We start from the raw sequence: 16049 nt of genomic DNA, 5'->3' as shown, positions 1-16049 counted from the left end.
AGTTAAAACGCTTCAATATTTATTGAAGCGTTTTTTGTGTGCAATAAATTAAAATAATATTTTAAGGTATTATTGTAGGGTAATAATTCTTAATGTTAGAAATGAAAAGAAAGGTGTAAGATTGATTAAATTAACATTAAACAGTAACAATTATACTGATAATATAAAAGGGAAGAGGTTTTGTGCTATTATAAAATGTCTTAGTACATATACTTGGTAAGTATATGTCATAGTTTTTAAAGTATTGAGGTATAAATTATGTTTGTTGAAGTCTTTCGGTTTTCATCTACCAGTCGTACTTTTTATGCGCGTCTAAACGAATGAAAATAAACAGGAGTAATGTGAATCCCCATAACGAAGAGCCTCCATAGCTAAAAAAGGGAAGAGGGATTCCAATAGTAGGCAACAAACCTATAACCATTCCTATATTTACAATTAAGTGGAAAAAGATAATTGAGGCTATGCCATAACCATATATTCGCCCAAATTTGTTAGTCTGTTTTTCTGCTAAATATATGATTCTGTATAATAAAAACATAAATAGAATTATAACTAAAGAACTACCTAAGAACCCCCATTCTTCACCTACAGTACTATAGATGTAATCTGTTTCTTGTTCTGGGACAAATTTACCTTGTGTTCTGTCACCTTGTAAAAAACCTTTTCCAAAAAAGCCTCCAGAGCTAATTGTTAATTCTGATTGATACGTATTGTATCCTTTATCTTTAAGATCTGTTGTTTTGCCTAAAAGAATGTCAAATCTATCTTTTTGATGTGGCTCTAGAATATTGTCGTAAGTGTAGCCAATACCAAAAACAAAAAGGCTGGTAAAAAGATATAGACTTATTATTCTAATAACATTAAAACGAAAAAAACGTTTGTCTTTGTAAAGACCATATAAAGTAGATAAGGTGATTATAATTAAACAAATAAATAGAATCCATTTTGCTCCAAAATATATTGTTAGTATAAATAGAATTATTGATAATACTCCAAATAAAATATAAGCAAGTGTTAATCCTTCTCTATTTAATACAAAAAAGAAGGCAAAATAAATTAATACAGATCCCATGTCTGGTTGAAGAGCGATAAAAAAAGCAGGTAAAAATATTACAAAGAATGCCTTAATTTGGTTTTTAATCAATTTTAAATTGTATTGTCTATCACTCATCAATTTTGCAAGTGCTAATGCTGTAAAAGCTTTTGCAAATTCGGAAGGTTGCAGGCCTATTCCTCCGAAATTATACCAAGAGGTTGCTCCATTTATTTTTCTACCAAACACCAAGACTCCTGCTAATAATACTAGTGAAAAGATATATAAAACACTAGCAAATTGTTCATAGAATTTTGAGTTGAAAAATAAGATTAAAATAATTACAGGAACACTGAGACAAATAAAAATTAATTGTTTCCCATATTTACTAGAAAACTCAAAAGCTTCTCTGGTATCATCTGTAGATGAAGCTGCATAAATATTCATCCAGCCAAAACCAACTAATACAATATATAATAAGACTAGTACCCAGTCTATATCTTCAAAAATGTTATTTCGTTCCTTGCGCAAGTGTATCTTTCTTTTGAATTAATTTATTATATTGATCTTGAAGACTTAAATTAATCATTCTGTCTTCTAAGTTTTTTCGAGAAACACTTCCCTTAATATAGTTTTCAATCATTAAACTTGTTATCGGAGCAGCTATTGTTGATCCATATCCCCCATTTTCAATATAAACAGCCATAGCTATTTTAGGGTTATCTTTTGGAGCGAAAGCAATTAATATAGAATGATCTGGAGCTTGTACTTTCTCTCCATCTATAATTTTAATTTTATTTTCTGCAGTTCCAGTTTTACCACAAATATCAATTCCTTTTATTTGATACCATTTAGCGGTACCATAAGTAAATACTTCGTGCATTGCTTCAATAGCAATAGGAAAGTGCTTTGAGTCTATTGTTGTGTTTCTTTTAGTAGTAAATATAGAATCAGAAATAGGTTTGTCACCTATTTTTTTTACAACATGAGGAGTGTAAAAATATCCTTTATTAGCAATAGCAGCAGTCATGTTAGCTAGTTGCATTGGGGTGGTAAGTATTTCTCCTTGTCCTATAGCGTTAGAAATGGTATAGGTTGATTTCCATCTGTTTTTATACCATTTATTGTAAAATAAAGTGTCAGGAATCATTCCTTTTCTTCCAGAGGGTAAATCATAACCTAAATAATTACCAAGCCCAAAACTTTCAACATGTTTATTCCATTTTTGCATTCCAGTTTTTGGATCACCAGATTTATCAATAATTTTTTTATAAGTAGTGGCAAAATAACTATTACAAGATTTTGCAATTGCTGTTTTTAAGCGAATTGGTCTGCCTACAATTCCACAGTGACATCCCATAAACTCATTTTTTCTACTACCATACTTATACCCATGGTGACAATAGATCCCAAAGTTTTCGTCAATAACACCTTCTTGTAATCCTATTAAGCCGTTAATTATTTTAAAAGGAGATCCAGGAGGATACATGGCTTGTAAACCTCTATCGAAAGTAGGTGTGTTTATAGTGTCATTAAATAATTTTACAGAATTAGGAGATCGTTTACGTCCAACTAATAAATTTGGATCATAAGAAGGTGCTGTGACTAAAGCAAGAATTTCACCAGTTTTAGGTTCTATAGCAACAATACCACCTCTTTTACCTTTCATTAATAACTCTCCATACTGCTGTAGTTTACTGTCTATAGTTAGTGTTAAATCTTTCCCTGGTACAGCTAAAGTATCGTATTTACCATTTTTAAAAATCCCAGTAATTTTATTTAAATTATTTCTTTTAAAATGCTTTTTTCCTTTTATTCCTCTTAATTCTTTTTCGTATTCTTTTTCTACCCCTTGTTTACCTATTAATTCACCTTGCTCATAATAATTACTAGTTTTCGCAATGTGTTCATTTACTTCACTAATATAACCTAGAGCATTAGCAGCAGATTTAATAGGGTAATTTCGGATAATACGTTTTTGAATATAAAACCCCTTGTATTTAGAAAGTTTTTCCTGTAAATAAGCAAAATCTTCTTTAGCTAATTGTTTCAAAAAAACCGAAGGTAACCAACGAGCAAATTTTTCTGCTTTTTTAAAACGTTTTTTAAAACTCTGTTTGTTTATTTTTAAAAGTGAACAAAATTCTAATGTGTCTAGAGGTTCAACGTTTTTTGGTATCACCATTACATCGTATGACAATTGATTAGCCACCAGTAGTCTTCCATTCCGATCATATACATGACCTCGTTCTGGGTAATCGTATTCAATCTTTACAGTAGAACTTTGTATAGGGTTTTGATTACCCCCACGAATTACTTGTAATTGGAATAGTCTTACAATGTATATGATTCCAATTAATGTTATTAAAAAAAGTAGTAAAAAACTTCGTTTCATCCGTTGCTTTTATCTTTGTTATTGAGATAGGTGTTGTATGCTACAATTTTGTTAAGCAAGTTTTTTTCTAAAGATAAAACTTCCTAAAAAGTATAATACTAACGTAAAGACACTGGAAAAAAGTGTGTTAATCATTACGTTTGAAAAATTATAGAAACTAAAATTAATTAAACTAAATAAAATAAAATGATGTATAAGTGTTAAAATTACAGTGTAATTAAATACTTTATCAAATGTTTCAAGCCTTAAGTTAAATAATAGATAATCAGATTCAGTTTTTTTGAAAATAGTTTTAACCAAAAAGAGTCTTATATAAGCTATAAATAAAATAGAAAATGCATGTATTCCTCCAGAATTCGAAAAAGCATCAACACATAAGCCTAATAAAAAAGCTAAGCTTAAAAAAGGAAATCGATTTGTGTTTAGTGGATAAAGAAACACAAATATGATATATAAGTATGGATTAATATATCCTAAGAATAATATATTATTAAGAATTAAAACTTGTAATAACAAGAGAAAAATAAATAGAAATATGATGTAAATGGTTTTATTCATTTTTGTTTTCTACAGTTTTAATTTCTTTTTTATTTAAGTTTATTATAATGTATATATGCCCTAAGTTAGACATGTCATTAAATAATTTAATATTGATAGTGTTAGAAGCTGATAAGTTTTCTGGTACCTCTAAAATAGTTCCAATTGGAATTCCTTTTGGAAATATTGTAGATTTACCTCCAGTAATTATTGTGTCACCCACTTTAAAAATAGCTTGACGAGGAATGTCAGTTAATTGGACTGTGTTATAGTCTTTCCCATCCCAGGTTAAAGTTCCAAAATGATTATTGTTTTTAAAACTAGCATTAATTCTACTTTTTGAATTTAAAATAGATTGTACTCTAGCATATTTATTTGAAGCATTATCTGTAATACCAATAATTCCTTTACTATTAATCACAGCCATTTCTGTAGAAACTCCGTTTTTAACACCTTGGTTTATAGTAATAAAATTATTGGCTTTATTGTATGAGTTATTGGTTATTTTCCCATTAATATATTTGTATTGTTGATTAGGATGTAAAGAGTCAACAACGAAAGAAATTTTTGTACTATCAACTAGAGCATATAGTTTTTCTAGTTTATTTCTTAATATCTTGTTTTCTTTAGTAAGTGTTATATTTCTATCTTTTAAGTTTAGATATTCTGAAATTTCTGATGACTTTTCATATAAGCCTCCAGTAATAAAATTTGTTGAACTAATAAACTTACTTCGGTGAAAAGAATGATTATTAATGATTAATGCAACAGCAATAATTTCTAAAAATAGAAAAAACAAAAAGTTTTTATACCTCTGTAAGAAATAAACAAGCTGTTGCATAAGTAATCATTAAAATTTATTTGATTAATACAGATTTGTATTTCACAAGATTTTTCAATGCAATACCTGTTCCACGTACAACAGCACGTAAAGGGTCTTCTGCAACATAAACAGGTAAATCTGTTTTTCTAGATAAACGTTTATCTAAGCCTCTAAGCATAGAACCACCACCAGCTAAATAAATACCCGTATTGTAAATATCGGCAGCTAATTCAGGTGGCGTTTTAGATAATGTTTCCATAACAGCATCTTCAATACGTAGAATAGATTTATCTAAAGCTTTTGCTATTTCTCTATAAGAAACTTGTACTTGTTTTGGTTTTCCACTTAATAAATCACGTCCTTGAACCATCATGTCTTCAGGTGGAGTATCTAAATCTTCAGTAGCAGAACCTATTTGAATTTTTATTTTTTCAGCAGTAGTTTCACCAACATATAAATTGTGTTGAGTACGCATGTAATACATAATGTCACTTGTAAATAAATCACCAGCAACTTTTACAGATTGATCACAAACAATACCTGCAAGAGCAATAACAGCAATTTCAGTTGTACCACCACCTATATCAATAATCATATTACCTTTAGGCTCCATAATGTCAACGCCAACACCAATTGCAGCTGCCATTGGCTCATAAATCAAATAGATTTCTTTGGCATTCATATGGCGACCAGAATCAATAACGGCACGTTTTTCTACTTCAGTAATTCCAGAAGGAATACAAATAACCATTCTTAATGAAGGTGGAAAAAGTTTCTTTTTTATTGCTGGAATTTGCTTTACAAACTCTTTAATCATTTGTTCAGACGCATCAAAATCGGCAATAACCCCATCTTTTAATGGACGTATTGTCTTTATGTTCTCATGCGTTTTTCCTTGCATTCTGTTCGCTTCATGACCAGTAGCAATGATTTTGCCAGTCAATCTATTTCGAGCAACAATGGATGGATTATCGATAACAACCTTTCCGTTGTGTATAATTAACGTGTTTGCAGTTCCTAAATCTACTGCAATATCTTCAGTCATAAAGTCGAAAAACCCCATATGGTATCGTTGTTTTATATATTTAAGTGGAATCTTACAAATCTAATAAAAATCTGTAATGTATTTACATCTAAAAATTATTAATGTTTAAAATGTCTAGTTCCTGTAAAAACCATTGAAACTTCATTGTTATTACAGAAATCAATACTTAATTGATCTTTAATAGAACCACCAGGTTGAATTACACTTTTTATTCCCGCATTATATGCTATTTCAACACAATCTGGAAAAGGGAAAAAAGCATCACTAGCCATTACAGCTCCGTTCAAATCAAAATTAAAACTACTTGCTTTTTCAATGGCTTGTTTAAGAGCGTCAACTCTACTTGTTTGTCCAGTTCCTCCAGCTAATAATTGTTTGTCTTTTACTAAAATAATAGTATTAGACTTTGTATTCTTACATAACTTAGATGCAAATAATAAATCATCTAACTCATTATTGTCTGGTTTATTGTTCGTTGGATATGATAGATCTTCTAATTTATCAGTTTTATAGTCTTTGTCTTGAACTAAAGCACCATTTAAACAAGTTCGTACAGTAGTTTTAGGTAATGCTACTTCTTTTTGAATTAGTAAAACTCTGTTCTTTTTTCCTTTTAAAATTTCTAAAGCATCATCATCAAAAGATGGTGCAATTACAACTTCACAGAATAATTTATGAATTTCTTCAGCTGTTGCTTTATCAATATTTGAGTTTGAAATTAAAATTCCACCAAACGCAGAAACAGGATCTCCGGCTAAAGCATCTACATAAGCTTGGTAAATTGTTTCTCTTTGGGCAAATCCACAAGCATTGTTGTGCTTTAATATAGCAAACGTAGGAGCCTCTCCACTAAATTCATTCATTAAATTTACAGCGGCATCTACATCAAGCAAATTATTGTAACTTAATTCTTTGCCATGTAGTTTATCAAACATAGCTTCTAAATCACCAAAGAAGAAACCTTTTTGATGTGGGTTTTCTCCATAGCGTAATATTTTTCCGTTAGTTTCACTAATTTTTAAGACTTCTTCTTCATGGTCAGCATTAAAGTAATTAAAGATAGCAGTGTCGTAATGAGATGAGATATTGAAAGCCTTAGCTGCAAACTTTTTTCTATCAGCAATAGAAGTTTCTCCATTGTTTTCTGAAATTATATTTAAAAACGCATCGTATTGTTCCATTGAAGAAACAATTACAGTGTCTTTAAAGTTTTTTGCTGCTGCGCGTATTAAAGAAATTCCACCAATATCAATTTTTTCAATAATATCTTGCTCAGAAGCTCCTGAAGCTACTGTTTTTTCAAAAGGATATAAATCTACAATTACTAAATCTAATTGAGGAATATTAAATTCTTGCATTTCAGCAATATCACCATCATGATCTTGTCTATTTAAAATTCCTCCAAATACTTTTGGGTGTAGCGTTTTTACACGACCTCCTAAAATTGATGGATAAGAAGTTACTTCTTCAACTGGTACTACATTAATACCTAAATCTTTGATGAATTTTTCTGTTCCTCCAGTAGAATAAATAATTACACCTAAGTCATTAAGTTTTTTTACAATAGGCTCTAATCCGTCTTTGTGAAATACAGAAATTAGGGCAGATTTAATAGTTTTTGTATTGTTCATTGTTGTTGTGTTGTTAAGCGAACAAAGCTACTAAAACAGTAAGGGTTACGCAATAATTATTTTAGAAGACTATTAAAGAAAAATACCACCAAAATTACTAGAATTTTGGTGGTATTTTATACAACAAAGTGTGAAAAAAGTATTGTTTTATTCCGCGTTTTCTAAGAAATCACGAAACCATACTGTGAATTTTTCGATTAAAGATTGTTGAGATTTTGCTTGAGCATTAGCATTACCTAATGCAGCATAAGAAGGATATTCTTTAGTGCTCATAATTAAGGGGATTATGTGGGATTAATAAAACTTTTCAAATAAAAGAAAAAAAATCCTAATAATCAAATGATTACGTAAAAATTATAAAAAACTAGCAACTTTTTTACAAGTGTACTCTAATAATTCTTCATCTTTTTTAGAAAAAGCATTAACTGTGTGAGAATCAATGTCTATTTGACCAATATTTTCGTTGTTTACAAAAATTGGAATTACAATTTCAGATTTTACTTTCCATCCACAAGAAATATAATTGTCTTGTTCACTAACATCTTGCACAACAAAATTCTCATTACTTACGGCTACTTGACCGCAAATTCCTTTTCCAAACGGGATAATAATATGATCTGTAGGTTCCCCGTTAAATTGAGCTAACTTTAATTCGTCTTTATCTCCGTTTTTAAAGTAAAATCCAACCCAGTCATATAAAGAAATTTCTGAAGCTAAATAATCGCATATTTGCTGTAGCTTTAATTCTTTATCTGAATTGCTATCAGTTATTTTATCAATATTATTTTTTAATTCTTGTAAGTTCATTATTCATAAATTTAATACCTAGTTCGTAATAAAGCATTAGAGCTTACAAAAATAGATTTAACAACTGTTATAAAAAACACAATTTTCATTTTTTGTATATTTGCAGTCGATGAAACAAATAATTTCTAAAATATTTTCTACAATATTAGCTTTTTTAGTATTGTTTTCTACTTTTTCTTTTACAGTAGATAAGCATTATTGTGGCGATTTTTTAGTTGACGTCTCTTATCTTGGTGAAGCTGATTCTTGTAACGGATTAACTAAGGACGATTGTGATAGTAATCTTAAGAAAAAGAAATGTTGTAAAAATGAAGTTGACCAAATTGAAGGTCAAGATGAAATTCAAAAAGTTTCTTCTGAAAAAATAGACTTTAAAAAGGTTAAATTATTTGTAGCCTTTAATATATCATATAAATTGCTTTTTCAAAATGTAGAAAAACAATTTAACCCTCATCAATATTATTCACCACCTGATTTAATTTCTGATATACAGGTGCTTCACGAAGTTTTTATCATTTGATTTTACAATTCTTTTTAGAAGAAATAAGAATTGTAGAATTTAGTATGATATAAATAATGAAAAATAATATACTTAGTATTTTATTATTGATAACAGCTGTAACTTTTTCTCAAGAAAAAATTAAAGGGATAGTTAAAGATAATAATGTTAAAGATAATTTAGGTATTTATGGAGCTAGTGTATACTGGCTAAATACAAATGTAGGTGCAACTACCAATGAACAAGGTGAGTTCGTAATACCTTATAAAAAAGAATATAAAAAGCTTATTATTAGCTTTGTTGGTTATAAAACAGATACAATAACTGTTAGTAGTTTAAAGCCTATACGTCATTTTTTAAATGAAAATAATGCCTTAGAAGAGGTTTCTGTAAAGGCTAAAAAGAGTGCGACTCAAAGATCGTATTTGCAAACTCAAAACTTAGTAACCATTAATAGTGCAGAGTTATTAAAAGCTGCTTGTTGTAATCTGTCTGAAAGTTTTGAAACGAATCCGTCAATTGATGTGAATTTCTCAGATGCTTTAACTGGAACCAAGCAAATTCAAATGTTAGGTTTGGAAAGTCCATATTTATTAATAACTCAGGAGAATATACCGTCAATTAGAGGTGCTTCTCAGGCATTTGGTCTTTCTTTTACACCAGGTACTTGGGTAGAAAGTATTCAAATAACAAAAGGCGCAGGTAGTGTTGTAAATGGTTATGAAAGTATTTCTGGACAAATTAACGCAGAATTAGTAAAGCCATATACAAATCATAAATTTTTTGTGAATGCCTATGGGTCTGTTGGTGGTAGATTAGAGTTGAATACACATTTTAATCAAAAACTGAATGATAAATGGCAAACAGGATTGTATGTTCATGGAAATTATAGAGGAGAAAAATTTGATAAAAATAAAGATGGCTTTTTAGATAATCCATTAGCGGAACAAGTTAATATAATGAACCGATGGCAATATACAGATGCTGAAAAAGGTTGGGTAAGTTTTATTAATTTTAGATATTTAAGTGATGAAAAACAGGTAGGGCAGATAAATTTTAATCCCACTATTCATAAAGGTTCAAATACTATTTGGGGAAGCGAGATAAAAACCAAAAGATTTGATGGCTCTGCTAAAATAGGATATGTTTTCCCAGACTTACCATTTCAAAGTATGGGGTTTCAAGCAGCCTATAGTAATCATAAGCAAGAGTCGTATTTTGGGTTGAGAGATTATAATATTGAGCATCAAAGTTTTTATAGTAATTTTATCTTCAATTCAATTATTGGAGACACTAGAAACAAGTTTAAAACAGGTCTTAATTTTACATACGATAAGTATAATGAGTTTGTAAATGTTTCTATAGCTCAAAACTTTGATCGTAAAGAAAATTCTTTAGGAGCTTTTTTTGAATATGCCTATGATAATTCTGAAGATTTCAGTGTTACTGCTGGTTTAAGGATAGACACTCATAATTTATTAGGAACTTTTGTTACACCACGTTTGCATATTAGATACGTGCCTTGGGAAAAAGGAGTTTTAAGAACGTCAATAGGGAAAGGTAAGAGAAGTGCTAATATTTTTGCGGAGAATCAACAATTTTTTGCTTCATCAAGACAAATTAATATTGATGATGCTGGTGGGAAAATTTATGGATTAAGCCCTGAAGAAGCATGGAATTATGGTGTTTCATTTTTACAAGGATATAAGCTTTTTGGAAAAAAGGGAGACGTTACTTTTGATTTTTATCAAACAAATTTCTCTAATCAAGTAGTTGTAGATTGGGAAAACCCACAAGAAATTTCATTTTATAATTTAAATGGAAAAAGTATAGCGAACAGTTTTCAAATAGAGGTAAATCAAAACATTATACCTTTCTTTAATATGCGATTTTCATATAAGTTTTATGATGTTACTACAGATTATAAATCTGGTAATTTAGATAAAGCTTTACAAGCAAAGCATCGTTTTTTCGGTAATGTATCGTATGAAACTCCTAAAAAAGAAAATGATGCGCATTGGAAGTTTGATATAACGTATAATTGGATTGGAGAACAACGATTACCTAATACACAATCTAACCCAGTTCAATATCAATTGCAAAAATATTCTGAGAGCTATAATTTATTAAATGCGCAGATAACAAAAGTGTTTTCAAAGAAATTTGAAATATATGCAGGGGCAGAGAACATTACGAATTATAAACAGAAAAATCCTATACTAGAAAGTAATAACCCATTTGGTTCGAGTTTTGATACAACAATTGTATATGCACCAATATTTGGAAGTAATTTTTATACAGGGTTACGATTTAAGATTGATTAATAGAAAATAAATAGTAGAGTTATAAAATAATAAATGAAGAAAACATGAGAAAAATAATATTTATAATTGGTTTGTTGTTGATTGGTTTTTCAGCACAAGCTCAGAAAAAAAAGAAAAATGCAAAAGTATCTTTAGATGTAGATGGGGTTTGTATGATGTGTAAAAAAAGAATAGAAAAGGCAGCGTTAAACACTAAAGGAGTAAAATTTGCCCAATGGAATGTGAAAACACATGAGCTAAAATTAATTATTGATGAGCGTAAAACAAGCGTAAAGGCAATTCAGCAAAAAATGGCAAATGTGGGACACGACACTAAAGCAATGAAAGCTCCTAAGGAAGCTTATGACAATTTACACCCTTGTTGTAAGTATCGAGATGAAGAAATACAAGAAGATCATAAAGCAGAAAAGAAATAATAAAAAAATCCCGAGTTTAAAACTCGGGATTTTTTTTATATCATTTGTAAAGTATTTACTTCTTGTTCTGTCAATTCTCTCCATCTACCACGAGGTAAGTTCTTTTTTGTCATGCCAGCAAAGACAACTCTGTCTAATTTTGTTACAGTGTATCCGAAATTTTCAAAAATCTTACGAACAATTCTATTTCTTCCAGAGTGAATTTCAATACCTACTTCAGTTTTTCTTTCTCCTTCAACATAAGAAACGGCATCAATAAAAACTTTTTTTCCTTCAATAATTACGTCACCACGTAATTTGTCTAAATCAGATAAAGTTAATTTTTTATCTAAAGAAGCGTGGTATAATTTACGTACGTTGTGTTTTGGATGTGTTAGTTTTTTTGCTAATTCACCATCGTTTGTAAATAATAATAAACCAGTAGTATTTCTATCTAGTCTTCCTACAGGGTATATGCGTTCTTTTGTAGCATGAGCAACAATTTCCATTACCGTTTTACGACCACGATCATCTTCCATGGTAGTAATATAGTTTTTAGGCTTGTTTAATAAAACATAACGTTTTTTTTCTATAGAAATTAAAGTTCCATCAAAACGAACTTGATCACCAGGTTGAACTTTATATCCCATTTCGGTAACTAGTTTTTCATTTACTGAAACACTACCGTGTTCAATATACGTATCAGCTTCTCTACGTGAACAAATACCAGAATTAGAAATAAATTTGTTTAAACGAATACCAGTGTCTTCAGTTTTTTTCTGAACTGGTTTATTAGGTTGAGATTTTTTAAAATCTCTTTTAAACTGTTTCTTGTTATCAGAAGAACTAGTTGCAAACCTTTTTTTGTCTGAAGAATTACTGTTTTTCTGAGGTTTATCAGATCTAAATGATTTTTTTTCTTGAGGATTGCTGTTACGATCAGCTTGTCGTCCTCTCGACGAGTTTTTTGAGTTCATACTTAATTTTTAAAAAGTGGGCAAATGTACGTTAATTATTTGATTTTTAATCTAAAACTTCAACGACTTTATCTAGTATTAAAGACTTGTCTATAAACAATAAGCTAAATACACCGACTAATAAAAGCATTTTTAAAATGTTGTGTAATAGGCGGTATTGATTTGTTTTGGTCGCTTTCCATGTGTAAAACCCAATGAAAAACAAAGTGAGTGCAGCTAAGTAGAAATAGTATTTCATGTACTCAATAGCTGGATAGTTGAATAAAATTCCAATGGGAATTAAAGTTAAAAGCATTAATAAAATAATAAGCTTTTTAGTATTTTTTTCGCCGTATTTAACAGGGAACGTATTATAATTATTAGCTATTGCACCTTTTATGTTTTCTAAATCTTTAATTAATTCACGAATCATAATAATTAAAAAAAGAAATATAGCATGTATGAATATAACTTTTGAAAAATTTTTATAATGTATAAAAATCACAAAAAACGGAAGAATAGTTAAGATAGTAACACTAATTAAACCTATAAAAGGATGTTTTTTAAGCTTATGAGAGTAAAACCAAATTCCGAAAATATATACTGCAAAAAAAAGAGCAGCTCTCCAAGATACTAACCAACCAAAAACAAAACCAACAAAGTTTAAGAAGAAATATAAAGATAATTTGGTTTCTTGTTTAACATAGGAATCTAATCCAGTTTTTATTGGGCGATTAATTCTATCGGCCTTTTTATCGTAAAAGTTATTGATAATGTAACCCGAAGCAACTACAGAAACAGTTGCAATTACCAAATAAAGTAAGTGCCAATCTAAAAGTACTGGCTTTATTGCTTTTTGATCTGAAAAAATAAAAATAGCAGCCAAATATTGGGCTGCTATTAATACTAATATATTGTATCCCCTAATTACAGATAGAAGACTGAATAGTTTTAACAAAAATGTATTTGTTTTTAATATACTACTCATTTTACTATTTTAAAAACGATATACTAACTCTAATTTATAATCTTTTAGGCTAGTTTTTGCTTTTTGATAATCTTCAGTAAAGCCTAAGATGTAGCCTCCTCCTCCAGAGCCACAAAGCTTTAAATAATAATCGTTAGTTTGTATACCTTTTTCCCAAACTTTATGAAAAGCAGTAGGAATCATAGGTTTGAAGTTCATTAAAACAACTTTCGATAATTTTTTTACGTTACCAAATAAAGATTTTATATTTCCTTGTAAAAAATCATCAATACAAGCATCAGTATGAAGAGAAAATTCTTCGCTTAACATTTTACGAAACCCTTCATTTTTCATTTTATTCATGAAGATGTTTACCATTGGCTCAGTTTCCCCAATTTGCTCTGAATCTAGTAAGAAGACTGCTCCTTTTCCTTCTTTTTGAGATGGAATACCAGCCGGCTCAATATTTTCTTTAGAGTTAATTAATATTGGTAAACTTAGATATGAATTTAAAGGGTCTAAACCAGAACTTTTTCCATGGAAAAAAGATTCCATTAAAGAAAAAATTTGTTTTAATACTAATAATTTATTACGAGTTAAATTCTCTAAAACTGTAATTTTATTATTAGCGTATTTGTCATAAATAGATGCAACTAAAGCTCCAGAACTTCCTACGCCATATCCTTGTGGGATTGATGAATCGAAATACATTCCGTTATCGATATCATTTTTTAAAGAAACTAAATCAAAAGAAACTATATTTGAATTTAAGTCAGTCAAATAACGAGAAAATTTAGCTAAACTTTCATTTGACTTACTGGCTTCACCGGTTAAATTATTAGCGGATTTCAAGGCACCTTTATATGAGTTAAAAGGAATAGCCAAGCCTTTAGAGTCTTTTATAATTCCATACTCACCAAAGAGTAATATTTTTGCGTAAAATAAAGGTCCTTTCATATATTTTTTTTAGTTACAGGGCAAAAGTACAAGTAAATGTGTTAGTTTACAAACTAGTATACATTTTTATAAAAAGTCTTCCAAACACCAACTTTTTCATTATCTCTATATTTTCCTTTGGTTTCTATCTTACCATTTTTGTAAAAAGTTTTCCAAACGCCTTGTCTTTTACCATCATTGTATTTTCCTTGTTCTTTTAACTCGCCAGATTCGTAAAAGACTTTACGGACACCATCAAGCTTGCCATCTTTATAGTTTGCTTTATGAAAAGGTTTCCCGTTAGCATGGTAATATATAACTAAACCATCAAACACTTCGCCATCAGGTTTGTTAACTGTGCTATAACCTTCCATTTGTATTTGACCGTTTTTGTAATAATCTACAATCCAAAAGCCATTTTTAATTTTCTTTGGAGCTGGTCTGTAAAATTCATGATTCTCTTTAGAAGTTTCTTGCCAGTTTTTATCAAACCAGATAGTTTCTTGACCAGTTACTGATGAAGTTAAAAAACCGATAAACATAACTAATATTAATGTTGAAGTTTTCATAATTTCAAGGAATTTAAGGTTATTGTGGTTTTGCTCCCAATCCCACACTATCACAAATATACTGATTTTTTTGGCAGTAATTTGCTAAATCATTCTTAATAAATAGTTCAATGTCAGTCTTTTCTGAGTTAGGGTAAAGGACATGTACATTAGCCCCAGCATCTAGTGTAAAACAGATATTGCTATCGTTTTCATTACGGTATTCCCATATTTTATTTATAACCTCTAAAGTGTTTGGTTTCATTAAAATAAAATAAGGGTTACTAGTAAGCATCATGGCATGTAATGTTAATGCTTCGCTCTCTACTAAATTTATAAAATTTTTAATATCTCCGTTTTGAAGTATTTCTGTTAATTTTTCCAAATTATTATTTGCTTGTAAAAAGCGTTGTTCTGCATAAGGATGGTTGTACATTAAATTATGGCCTACTGTAGAACTTACTTGTTTTTCTCCTTTGTCTACTAATAAAATTGTGTCACAATAATTTTCAAAAATAGGATGTGCTTTATATGGGAATTTTACACCAAATAAATCCGAGCTATCTTCTATTTTTGCATGTTTCCCCCAAACAACTAATGGACCTTCAATACTTCTACTAGCACTACCAGAACCTAGTCTAGCTAAAAAAGAAGCCTTTTTATTAATAAAGGATTCTGTTATGTTTGGGCTTAATTGTTTTTCTAAACTCATTAAACACATGGCTATGGCTGACATACCACTTGCAGAAGAAGCAATACCACTACTATGAGGGAAAGAGTTTTCAGAAGAAATAACCATGTTATATTCTAATATATAAGAGCAATATTCTTGAATTCTTTCAAAAAAATTAGCTATTTTAGGTTTAAAATCATCTTTCTTTTTACCTTCAAAAAACAATTCGAATTGAGCATTCTCATTTTTTGCTATTTTAGAAAATTCAATTGTAGTTGTAGTATGGCAATTGTTTAAGGTAAAACTTATAGAAGCATTTTTTGGTATTTGCGGATCACTCTTACCCCAATATTTAACTAAGGCAATATTGCTTGGTGTTTGCCATGTAACGGATAAATTTTGTACTGATTTATTAGAAGATTGAAATTTAAATTCTGCTGTATTCAAAGTGTGAAATTTTGCTGTAAAGATAGAATTTCG

General features: G+C 29.5%; 16 protein-coding genes. 3 read left to right on the top strand and 13 right to left on the bottom strand.

Going from position 1 to position 16049, the window contains the following annotated elements:
- Positions 1-286 precede the first annotated feature (286 nt).
- The 8 genes from rodA to Q0881_RS16505 form a co-directional block, all read right to left on the bottom strand.
- Positions 287-1564 carry a rod shape-determining protein RodA gene (rodA, locus tag Q0881_RS16540; protein WP_299162722.1) on the bottom strand — a complete coding sequence of 426 codons (1278 nt, stop codon included), beginning with the start codon at positions 1562-1564 and terminating at the stop codon, positions 287-289.
- Positions 1545-3428, bottom strand: a complete 1884-nt coding sequence (gene mrdA / locus Q0881_RS16535) for a penicillin-binding protein 2 (RefSeq protein WP_299162719.1) — start codon at positions 3426-3428, stop codon at positions 1545-1547. The genes rodA and mrdA overlap by 20 nt, the downstream gene beginning before the upstream one ends.
- A gap of 51 nt (positions 3429-3479) precedes the next feature.
- Entirely contained in the window at positions 3480-3986 is a 507-nt protein-coding gene (gene mreD / locus Q0881_RS16530; RefSeq protein WP_299162716.1) for a rod shape-determining protein MreD, read from the bottom strand.
- Positions 3979-4806: a rod shape-determining protein MreC gene (gene mreC / locus Q0881_RS16525; protein ID WP_299162713.1), complete on the bottom strand. Its 828-nt coding sequence runs from the start codon at positions 4804-4806 to the stop codon at positions 3979-3981. Before mreC ends, mreD begins: the two co-directional genes overlap by 8 nt.
- A 16-nt stretch (positions 4807-4822) precedes the next feature.
- The gene (locus tag Q0881_RS16520) at positions 4823-5851 is read right to left on the bottom strand and encodes a rod shape-determining protein (protein ID WP_299162711.1); all 1029 of its coding nucleotides are present in this window, start codon (positions 5849-5851) and stop codon (positions 4823-4825) included.
- 80 nt (positions 5852-5931) lie between these two features.
- A complete protein-coding gene (gene purH / locus Q0881_RS16515; RefSeq protein WP_299162707.1) occupies positions 5932-7464 on the bottom strand; it encodes a bifunctional phosphoribosylaminoimidazolecarboxamide formyltransferase/IMP cyclohydrolase in 1533 nt (510 codons plus the stop codon).
- A gap of 147 nt (positions 7465-7611) precedes the next feature.
- Positions 7612-7737 (bottom strand): hypothetical protein, encoded by a 126-nt coding sequence (locus Q0881_RS16510; RefSeq protein WP_299162704.1) that lies wholly within the window; start codon positions 7735-7737, stop codon positions 7612-7614.
- A gap of 81 nt (positions 7738-7818) precedes the next feature.
- Complete coding sequence (locus tag Q0881_RS16505; RefSeq protein ID WP_299162701.1) at positions 7819-8271, bottom strand: GAF domain-containing protein; 453 nt, start codon at positions 8269-8271, stop codon at positions 7819-7821.
- A gap of 109 nt (positions 8272-8380) precedes the next feature.
- Here Q0881_RS16505 and Q0881_RS16500 point away from each other — a divergent pair, with 109 nt between their 5' ends.
- From Q0881_RS16500 to Q0881_RS16490, 3 genes are read left to right on the top strand one after another with little or no spacing between them, the layout of a single operon-like run.
- The gene (locus Q0881_RS16500; protein ID WP_299162698.1) at positions 8381-8791 is read left to right on the top strand and encodes a hypothetical protein; all 411 of its coding nucleotides are present in this window, start codon (positions 8381-8383) and stop codon (positions 8789-8791) included.
- A gap of 56 nt (positions 8792-8847) precedes the next feature.
- Positions 8848-11094 carry a TonB-dependent receptor gene (locus Q0881_RS16495; RefSeq protein WP_299162696.1) on the top strand — a complete coding sequence of 749 codons (2247 nt, stop codon included), beginning with the start codon at positions 8848-8850 and terminating at the stop codon, positions 11092-11094.
- A 44-nt stretch (positions 11095-11138) separates the two neighbouring features.
- Positions 11139-11510: a heavy-metal-associated domain-containing protein gene (locus Q0881_RS16490; RefSeq protein WP_299162693.1), complete on the top strand. Its 372-nt coding sequence runs from the start codon at positions 11139-11141 to the stop codon at positions 11508-11510.
- Positions 11511-11545: 35 nt separating this feature from the next.
- On the opposite strand, the gene Q0881_RS16485 is transcribed toward Q0881_RS16490, so the two are convergent.
- The 5 genes from Q0881_RS16485 to Q0881_RS16465 are packed head-to-tail and all read right to left on the bottom strand — an operon-like array spanning position 11546 to position 16016.
- Complete coding sequence (locus tag Q0881_RS16485; protein ID WP_299162691.1) at positions 11546-12466, bottom strand: pseudouridine synthase; 921 nt, start codon at positions 12464-12466, stop codon at positions 11546-11548.
- 46 nt (positions 12467-12512) lie between these two features.
- The gene (locus Q0881_RS16480; RefSeq protein WP_299162688.1) at positions 12513-13433 is read right to left on the bottom strand and encodes a geranylgeranylglycerol-phosphate geranylgeranyltransferase; all 921 of its coding nucleotides are present in this window, start codon (positions 13431-13433) and stop codon (positions 12513-12515) included.
- A gap of 9 nt (positions 13434-13442) precedes the next feature.
- Positions 13443-14369: a mevalonate kinase gene (locus Q0881_RS16475; RefSeq protein WP_299162685.1), complete on the bottom strand. Its 927-nt coding sequence runs from the start codon at positions 14367-14369 to the stop codon at positions 13443-13445.
- 53 nt (positions 14370-14422) lie between these two features.
- On the bottom strand, positions 14423-14917 hold the full coding sequence (locus Q0881_RS16470) for a hypothetical protein (RefSeq protein ID WP_299162682.1): 495 nt from the start codon (positions 14915-14917) through the stop codon (positions 14423-14425).
- A 19-nt stretch (positions 14918-14936) separates the two neighbouring features.
- Positions 14937-16016 carry a diphosphomevalonate decarboxylase gene (locus Q0881_RS16465; protein WP_299162679.1) on the bottom strand — a complete coding sequence of 360 codons (1080 nt, stop codon included), beginning with the start codon at positions 16014-16016 and terminating at the stop codon, positions 14937-14939.
- Positions 16017-16049: the final 33 nt, after the last annotated feature.

The sequence above is a fragment of the uncultured Tenacibaculum sp. genome (assembly GCF_947494125.1).
In the GTDB taxonomy this organism is placed as follows: domain Bacteria; phylum Bacteroidota; class Bacteroidia; order Flavobacteriales; family Flavobacteriaceae; genus Polaribacter.
Note: the sequence above shows the minus strand (reverse complement) of the source record. Positions and strands in the feature narration are given on the sequence as shown.